The organism is Mycolicibacterium sp. XJ1819, from assembly GCF_053483675.1.
Window position 1 is genome coordinate 354,233 of record NZ_JBEFST010000003.1, and the last position, 6,482, is coordinate 360,714.

The following is a 6,482-nucleotide window of genomic DNA, read 5'->3' on the forward strand; positions in this document are numbered from 1 at the left end:
TTTCCCCGACGGTGATGACCGTGATAACGGGTATATAGCGGGTTCACCTTAACGCGTTACGGCGGTTCACGCAGTCAGGTCGTCGCCGCTGGCCTGTTCCAGCAGACTGCGGCGATAGGCCTCCATGGCCACCAGGTCCCCGAACAGGGCGTGGTACTCGTCGCTGTGCTCGACCGGCGACATCCGCTGCAGCTTGGACTTGACCTCGGCGATCTGCCTGCCGACCCAGACTTCCTGCAACCGGGCCAGCACTCCGCCGATGTAGCGCGGCATCTTCTCGTCGTCGACGTTGATGGCCTCCACGCCGAGTTCGTTGACCAGGCTCGCCGCGGCCTCCGTGGCCACCTGAGCCCGCACGGCTTCGATCCACGCCGCGCCCGACTGCCCGGCCGCAGTGCCGCCGGCCGCCTCGATCGCCGCCCGCACGGCCGTGTAGCCGGGATGGGTGAAGCTCTCCACCGTCAACGAGTCGAACACCGGCCCGGCCAGCGCGGGGAACTGCAGTGCGGACTTGAGCGCCTCGCGTTGCGGCCACAGGGTCGGGTCGGCGGGGTCGGGCCGCTCGTCGGTGCTCGGCTGGCGCCGCGGCGGCCGCGATGACGCCCGCTCCGTCGCCGCCATCCGGCGTCGGCCCTCCGGCAGACCGCGCGTGGGCGCCTCCTCACGCACCCGCCTGATGACCTGGCCGACGTCGGCCCATCCCACCCAGCCGGCCAACCGGCGCGCGTACTCGTCGCGCAGCATGCTGTCCTTGATGCGGGCCACCATCGGCACGCACCGGCGCAGCGCCGACACCCGGCCTTCGGCGCTGTCGAGGTCGTGGTCCTCGAGCGCGGTGCGGATGGCGAACTCGAACAGCGGGGTGCGCCGCGCCACCAGGTCGCGCAGCGCCGCGTCGCCGAAATGAAGCCGGATGTCACACGGATCCATCCCGGCCAGCTTGTCTTCTGAGGCGACGGCGACGAACGACTGCCCGGCCAGGTTCTGCTCGCCTTCGAGGGCCTTGACCGCGGCCGCACGCCCGGCTGCGTCGCCGTCGAAGACGTAGATCAGTTCACCCCGAAAAAAGTTGTCGTCCATCATGAGTCGACGGAGCATGGCCAGGTGCTCGTCGCCGAAGGCGGTGCCGCAGGAGGCGACGGCGGTGGTGACCCCCGCCAGATGCATCGCCATCACGTCGGTGTAGCCCTCGACCACCACCGCCTGGTGGCCCTTGGCGATGTCCCGCTTGGCCAGGTCGAGCCCGAACAGCACCGACGATTTGCGGTAGAGCACGGTCTCCGGGGTGTTGATGTACTTGGCTTCCATCGGGTCGTCGTCGAAGATGCGCCGGGCCCCGAACCCGATGACCTCCCCGCCGCTGGCCCGGATCGGCCACAGCAGGCGGCGGTGGAACCGGTCCATCGGCCCGCGCCGACCCTCCCGTGACAGGCCGGCGGCCTCCAGCTCCTTGAACTCGAATCCCTTGCGCAGCAGGTGCTTTGTCAGCGACTCCCACCCGGAGGGCGCGAACCCGCAGCCGAACCGCGCCGCGGCCTCGGCGTCGAAGTTGCGCTCCAGCAGGTACTCCCGCGCCGGTGCGGCTTCCTCGGACTGCAGGGCCGCGGCGTAGAACTCCTGAGCCGCGGCGTTGGCGGCCAGCAGGCGGCTGCGGCTGCCCCGGTCGCGCTGCACATTGGTGGCCGCCGCGCCGGTGTAGGTGATGGTGTAGCCGACGCGGTCGGCCAGCAGTTCGACCGCCTCCACGAAGCTGACGTGCTCGATCTTCTGCACGAACGCGTAGACGTCGCCGCCTTCTCCGCAGCCGAAACAATGGAAGTGGCCGTGGTTGGGCCGCACATGAAACGACGGCGTCTTCTCGTCGTGGAACGGGCACAGGCCCTTCATCGAGTCGGCGCCCGCGCGGCGCAGCTGCACGTAGTCGCCGACGACTTCCTCGATGGCTATGTGCTCGCGAATGGCCGCGATGTCGCGATCAGGAATCCGGCCGGCCACCGGGCCAGTCTAGAGCGCTGCGGAAGTGGCCAGACGCTCCAGTCGGCCCTCGGTGAACGACGCGATCTGGTCGACGACCACCCGGATCCGCGCGGTGTCGTCGGGCGCGTCGTTGAACGCCGGCACGAAGATCGGATCCAGTGTGGCGGGCGCCCCGGCCAGCAGCCAGTGCGCCACGCGGTGGACCCGTTCGCGCTGGCGGGCCTGAAGCTCCAGGTGCCGCGGGTCGGACATGATGAACTGCAGCGCCAGCACCTTGAGCACCGCCACCTCGGCCCGGACGAGTTCGGGCACGCGCAGATCGGCGCGGTAGCGCGTCAACGGCCCGGTGGTGGCCGCCCGCGTCGCGGTGATCGCAGCGGAGGCGAACCGCCCGACGAACTCGCTGGTCAGCCTCTTGAGCGCGACCGAAGCGGCCAGCGTGGCGTCGTATTTTCCGACGGCCGCGACGACCGGCAGGTTCGACAGCCTGCCGGCGGCGGCCTCCAGGTCCTCGGCGCGCGTGCCTCCGCCCATACCGCTGGCCTCACCGAGGCGGCCGAGCACCGCGGCCGCGTCGTCGTCGGCGAGCACCCGCAGATCGATGCGGCCGGAGATCACCCCGTCCTCGACATCGTGCACCGAGTAGGCCACGTCGTCGGCCCAGTCCATCACCTGGGCTTCCAGACAGGGCCGGTCGGTGGGGGCACCGGCGCGCACCCAGTCCGCGGCGATCGCGTCGTCTTCGTAGAAGCCGAACTTGACCGTGTCGCCGCGCCGCTGCCACGGATACTTGGTCACCGCGTCCAGCGCTGCGCGGGTCAGGTTGAGACCTGCGCTATGGCCTTGGGCGTCAACGACTTTCGGTTCCAACCGGGTGAGAATCCGGATATTCTGCGCGTTGCCCTCGAAACCGCCGTGGTCGGCGGCGAACTCGTTGAGCGCCCGCTCCCCGTTGTGGCCGTACGGCGGGTGGCCGATGTCGTGGGCCAGCCCGGCCAGGTCGACGAGGTCGGGATCGCAGCCCAGCCCGATGGCCATCCCCCGGCCGATCTGGGCCACCTCCAGCGAGTGGGTGAGCCGGGTCCGCGGGGTCTCGCCCTCCCGCGGCCCGACCACCTGTGTCTTGTCGGCCAGTCGGCGCAGCGCGGCGCTGTGCAGCACCCTGGCGCGGTCGCGTGCGAAGTCGGTGCGGTGTTCGGTGTCGGTGCCCGGCAACGCGGCACCCTTCGGCGGTTCGACCGCCAGGCGCTCCCGGTCGAACTCGTCATAGGGGTCGTGATTCGCTGCCACCGTCGGACAGTCTGCCAGCACCAACCGGTCGCGCGGCGCGGCGCATTAGATTGGCGACCATGCGTCTCGCCCGCCTGCTGACCCTCGTGCTCACGTTCGTCACCGCCGGTGCGCTCCTTGCGCCCCCGGTGTCCGCGGAGCCTCCGCTGCGGCTCCCGGGTTACGTCACCGACAACGCGCGCGCACTGAACGGCGCCGGACGTGCCGAGGTGGCCTCCGCGATCGACACCCTCTACGCCAACCGCAACACCCGACTGTGGGTGGTGTTCGTCGAGTCGTTCTCCGGTCAGTCCGCCGAGAACTGGGCGCGCACCACGATGCGGGTCAGCGACCTCGGCGACTTCGACGCGCTGCTCGCGGTGGCCACCGTCGACCGCGCATACGCGTTCCTGGTGCCCGACACCGCCACCGACCTGAGCTCCGGTCAGGTGGAAAGCGTGCGGCGCAACGACATCGAACCGGCCCTGCGTCAGGGCGACTGGGCGCAGGCGGCCATCGCAGCCGCCCAGGGACTGGACCGGTCGGCCAGTTCGGGACCCGGAGTCAGCTGGGTCGGTCTGCTGGTGGCCCTCGGGGTGATCGGGGTGGCGCTGGCGGCTCTGATGCTGTGGCGGCGGCGACGGCAGCGCAAGCGTCGCGAGGCCGAGTTCGCCGCGGCACGCCGGGTGGACCCCACCGATCCGCGCGCGCTGGCCGCGGTCTCGGTGGACGCCCTCGACGACCTGTCTCGCGCGATGGTCGTCGAGGTCGACAACGCCGTGCGCACCAGCGAGCACGAGCTGGAACTGGCCGTCGAGGAGTTCGGCAAGGAGCGCACCGAACCGTTCACCCGTGCGGTGACCAATGCGAAAACGACGCTGACACAGGCGTTCAATGTCCGCCAGATCCTCGACGACGCCATCCCGGAGACCCCCGCGCAGCGCCGCGACCTGTTGACCCGTGTGGTGGTCGCCGCCGCCAAGGCCGACCGCGAATTGGAGGCGCAGCGTGAGGGGTTCGAGAACCTCCGCAATCTGGTCATCAACGCCCCCGACCGGCTGGACAAGATGACCCAGCAGGTCGTCGACCTCACCGCCCGGTTGGGTCCGTCGGAACGCAAGCTCGCCGAACTGCACGGCGAATTCGACGCCACCGCACTGGCTTCGGTGGCGGGTAACGTCGACGCGGCCAAAGAACTGCTCACCTTCGCCGACCGCAACATCACCCTGGGGCGGGAACTGGCCGCCAGGCCGCAGCCCGGACGTCAGACCGAACTCGTCGACCATGTGCACGCCGCGGAGTCCGCGTTGGTGCAGGCGCGGTCCCTGCTGGACGCGGTCGACAGCGCGGCGGGCGATATCCGGCGGGCGGCCGCGACGCTGCCTGCGGCCGTCGAGGACATCGAGAACGGCATCAGGCAGGCCACGGCGCTGCTGAAGGAGGGTTCGGTGGCCCAGGCTGACCAGCTGTCCTCGGCCCGTGACGCGGCGGTGGCCGCGGTGGCTGCGGCCAAGCGCTCGGGATCGGTCGACCCGCTGGGCGCATTCACCGAGCTGACCAAGGCCGACGCGGATCTGGACCGGTTGCTCGCGGCCGTCGAGGAGGAACGCGAGGCCGCCGAGCGGCTCAACCGGGCGCTGGACGAGGCGCTGTTCACCGCCCGGTCACGGGTGCGCTCGGTGTCGGATTTCATCGACACCCGACGCGGCATCGTCGGCCCGGAGGCCCGCACCCGACTCGCCGAGGCGGTGCGGCACATCTCGGCCGCCGAGGAGAAGCGGACCACCGATCCGGCCGAGGCCATCGCCCACGCCAACGGTGCCGCGATGCTGGCAGCCCAGGCGCAATCGCTGGCCAGCGCCGACGAGCAGAATGCCCGCCGCTCGTACATGGGCCCGCACGGCAGGGGCGGCGGGGGCAACATGGGTGCGGTGATCGGCGGCATCCTGATCGGCAACATCCTCAGCGGCGGAATGCGCGGCGGGTTCGGTGGCTTCGGCGGTGGCGGTGGGTTCAACCCCGGCTCGTTCGGCGGTTCCGGCGGCGGGAGCGGAATGTTCGGCGGCGGCGGCCGCTTCTGACTTGTTGGTCACCTTTGCCGCGAGCGTGCGGGTCTGCGGCCGACACGCCGACGAAATTCGGGAGTTTGCGCACGCTCACGCCACACGCTCGCGCCTGAGCTCAGTCTCGATGCGCCGCAGCATGTCTGATGGCCGATGCCTGACGTCGTCGAAGACGATCGAGACGACCGACCAACCGAGCTCTTGAAGGGCAGCGCGCTTCTGTCGGTCCCTGCGAAACTTGTCCTGGTCGCTGTGCCAGTCAAACCCGTCGTACTCCACGGCCACCCGCAGTTCGGGCCAGGCGAAGTCGACGCGCCAGGTTCGTTGATTGAGGTCGACGATCTCGTACTGCAGTGCGGTGGGCGGCAATCCGCCGTCGATCATCACCAGCCGCGACTCACTCTCCATCGGCGATTCCGCCTCGGCTCGAGCCAGCAGAATCAGCTCGCGCACCGCCACGATTCCCCGACGACCGGCTTGAGACGCTGCCGCTGCGCGTAACCCGCGACCATCACAGGTGCCGCTACGCAGTGCCGCGTCCAAGGTGGCCAGCGCCCGCGGGCGTCGCAGGCCCCGCGCGACCTCCACCGCCGTCCACGCGGGCGCGGTCGCCAGCCGACCGCGGATGAGGACCAATGGTGCGCCCTCGCGACGGTGCACGATCACCCCGTCGGAGTTGCGCAGTTGATGATGCGCGGGATTGAGGACGTGAAGGTCGTCATCTTCTTCGGTGTCGAACCCGTAAGCCGCCGCTGCCGTACCGAGGCAGATGGCGACCGATTCCTGTGCCCGCAGATCCAATCCCCGCAGTCGAATCACGTCGTCAGGTTCGTCCGGGCTGTACACCCCCGGCCATACCTTCAGCAGGTCTCCGCGGTTGATCCTGGTGTCGAGCTGGCTGCGGGTCAGCACCGTCAGTAGCTGTCCCGTCGTGGCGACGCCGCCTTGTGCGTCGAAGATGTGCCCCATGCCGTCGGTCATGACGTCGATCGTCTGTCGGCGTGCGCGGGGCGATCAGCGCCAAATGGTCGACCTGTGGATGAATTGGCGGCTGGGGACAACCATCCGGGGGTGCCGGAGGGATGGCGAGCGTGCGTGAAGTCGGAAAACTTCGCGGCGTGTCGCCCTCAAACACGCACGCTCGCGCCAAGAGAGAGGGGAAGGAGGCCTAGC

The 6,482-nt window shown here is 69.9% G+C and carries 4 protein-coding genes; 1 reads left to right on the forward strand and 3 read right to left on the reverse strand.

The window, feature by feature from the left end:
• Positions 1–66 precede the first annotated feature (66 nt).
• Both dnaG and ABQE89_RS05235 read right to left on the reverse strand, forming a co-directional pair.
• Entirely contained in the window at positions 67–1,995 is a 1,929-nt protein-coding gene (gene dnaG, locus ABQE89_RS05230) for a DNA primase (protein ID WP_448414797.1), read from the reverse strand.
• Positions 1,996–2,004: 9 nt separating this feature from the next.
• Positions 2,005–3,285 carry a deoxyguanosinetriphosphate triphosphohydrolase gene (locus tag ABQE89_RS05235; RefSeq protein WP_448414841.1) on the reverse strand — a complete coding sequence of 427 codons (1,281 nt, stop codon included), beginning with the start codon at positions 3,283–3,285 and terminating at the stop codon, positions 2,005–2,007.
• A gap of 41 nt (positions 3,286–3,326) precedes the next feature.
• Here ABQE89_RS05235 and ABQE89_RS05240 point away from each other — a divergent pair, with 41 nt between their 5' ends.
• Positions 3,327–5,327, forward strand: coding sequence for a TPM domain-containing protein (locus ABQE89_RS05240; RefSeq protein WP_448414799.1), 2,001 nt, complete (start codon positions 3,327–3,329; stop codon positions 5,325–5,327).
• Between the two features lie 75 nt (positions 5,328–5,402).
• Here the strand turns inward: ABQE89_RS05240 and ABQE89_RS05245 are convergent, their stop codons facing one another.
• A complete protein-coding gene (locus ABQE89_RS05245) occupies positions 5,403–6,290 on the reverse strand; it encodes a type IV toxin-antitoxin system AbiEi family antitoxin (RefSeq protein WP_448414801.1) in 888 nt (295 codons plus the stop codon).
• Between the last annotated feature and the right edge of the window lie 192 nt (positions 6,291–6,482).

Coding starts and splice junctions, on each gene's coding strand:
- ABQE89_RS05240 (WP_448414799.1), top strand. CDS start 3,327: ATGCGTCTCGCCCGCCTGCTGACCCTCGTGCTCACGTTCGTCACCGCC.
- ABQE89_RS05245 (WP_448414801.1), bottom strand. CDS start 6,290: ATGACCGACGGCATGGGGCACATCTTCGACGCACAAGGCGGCGTCGCC.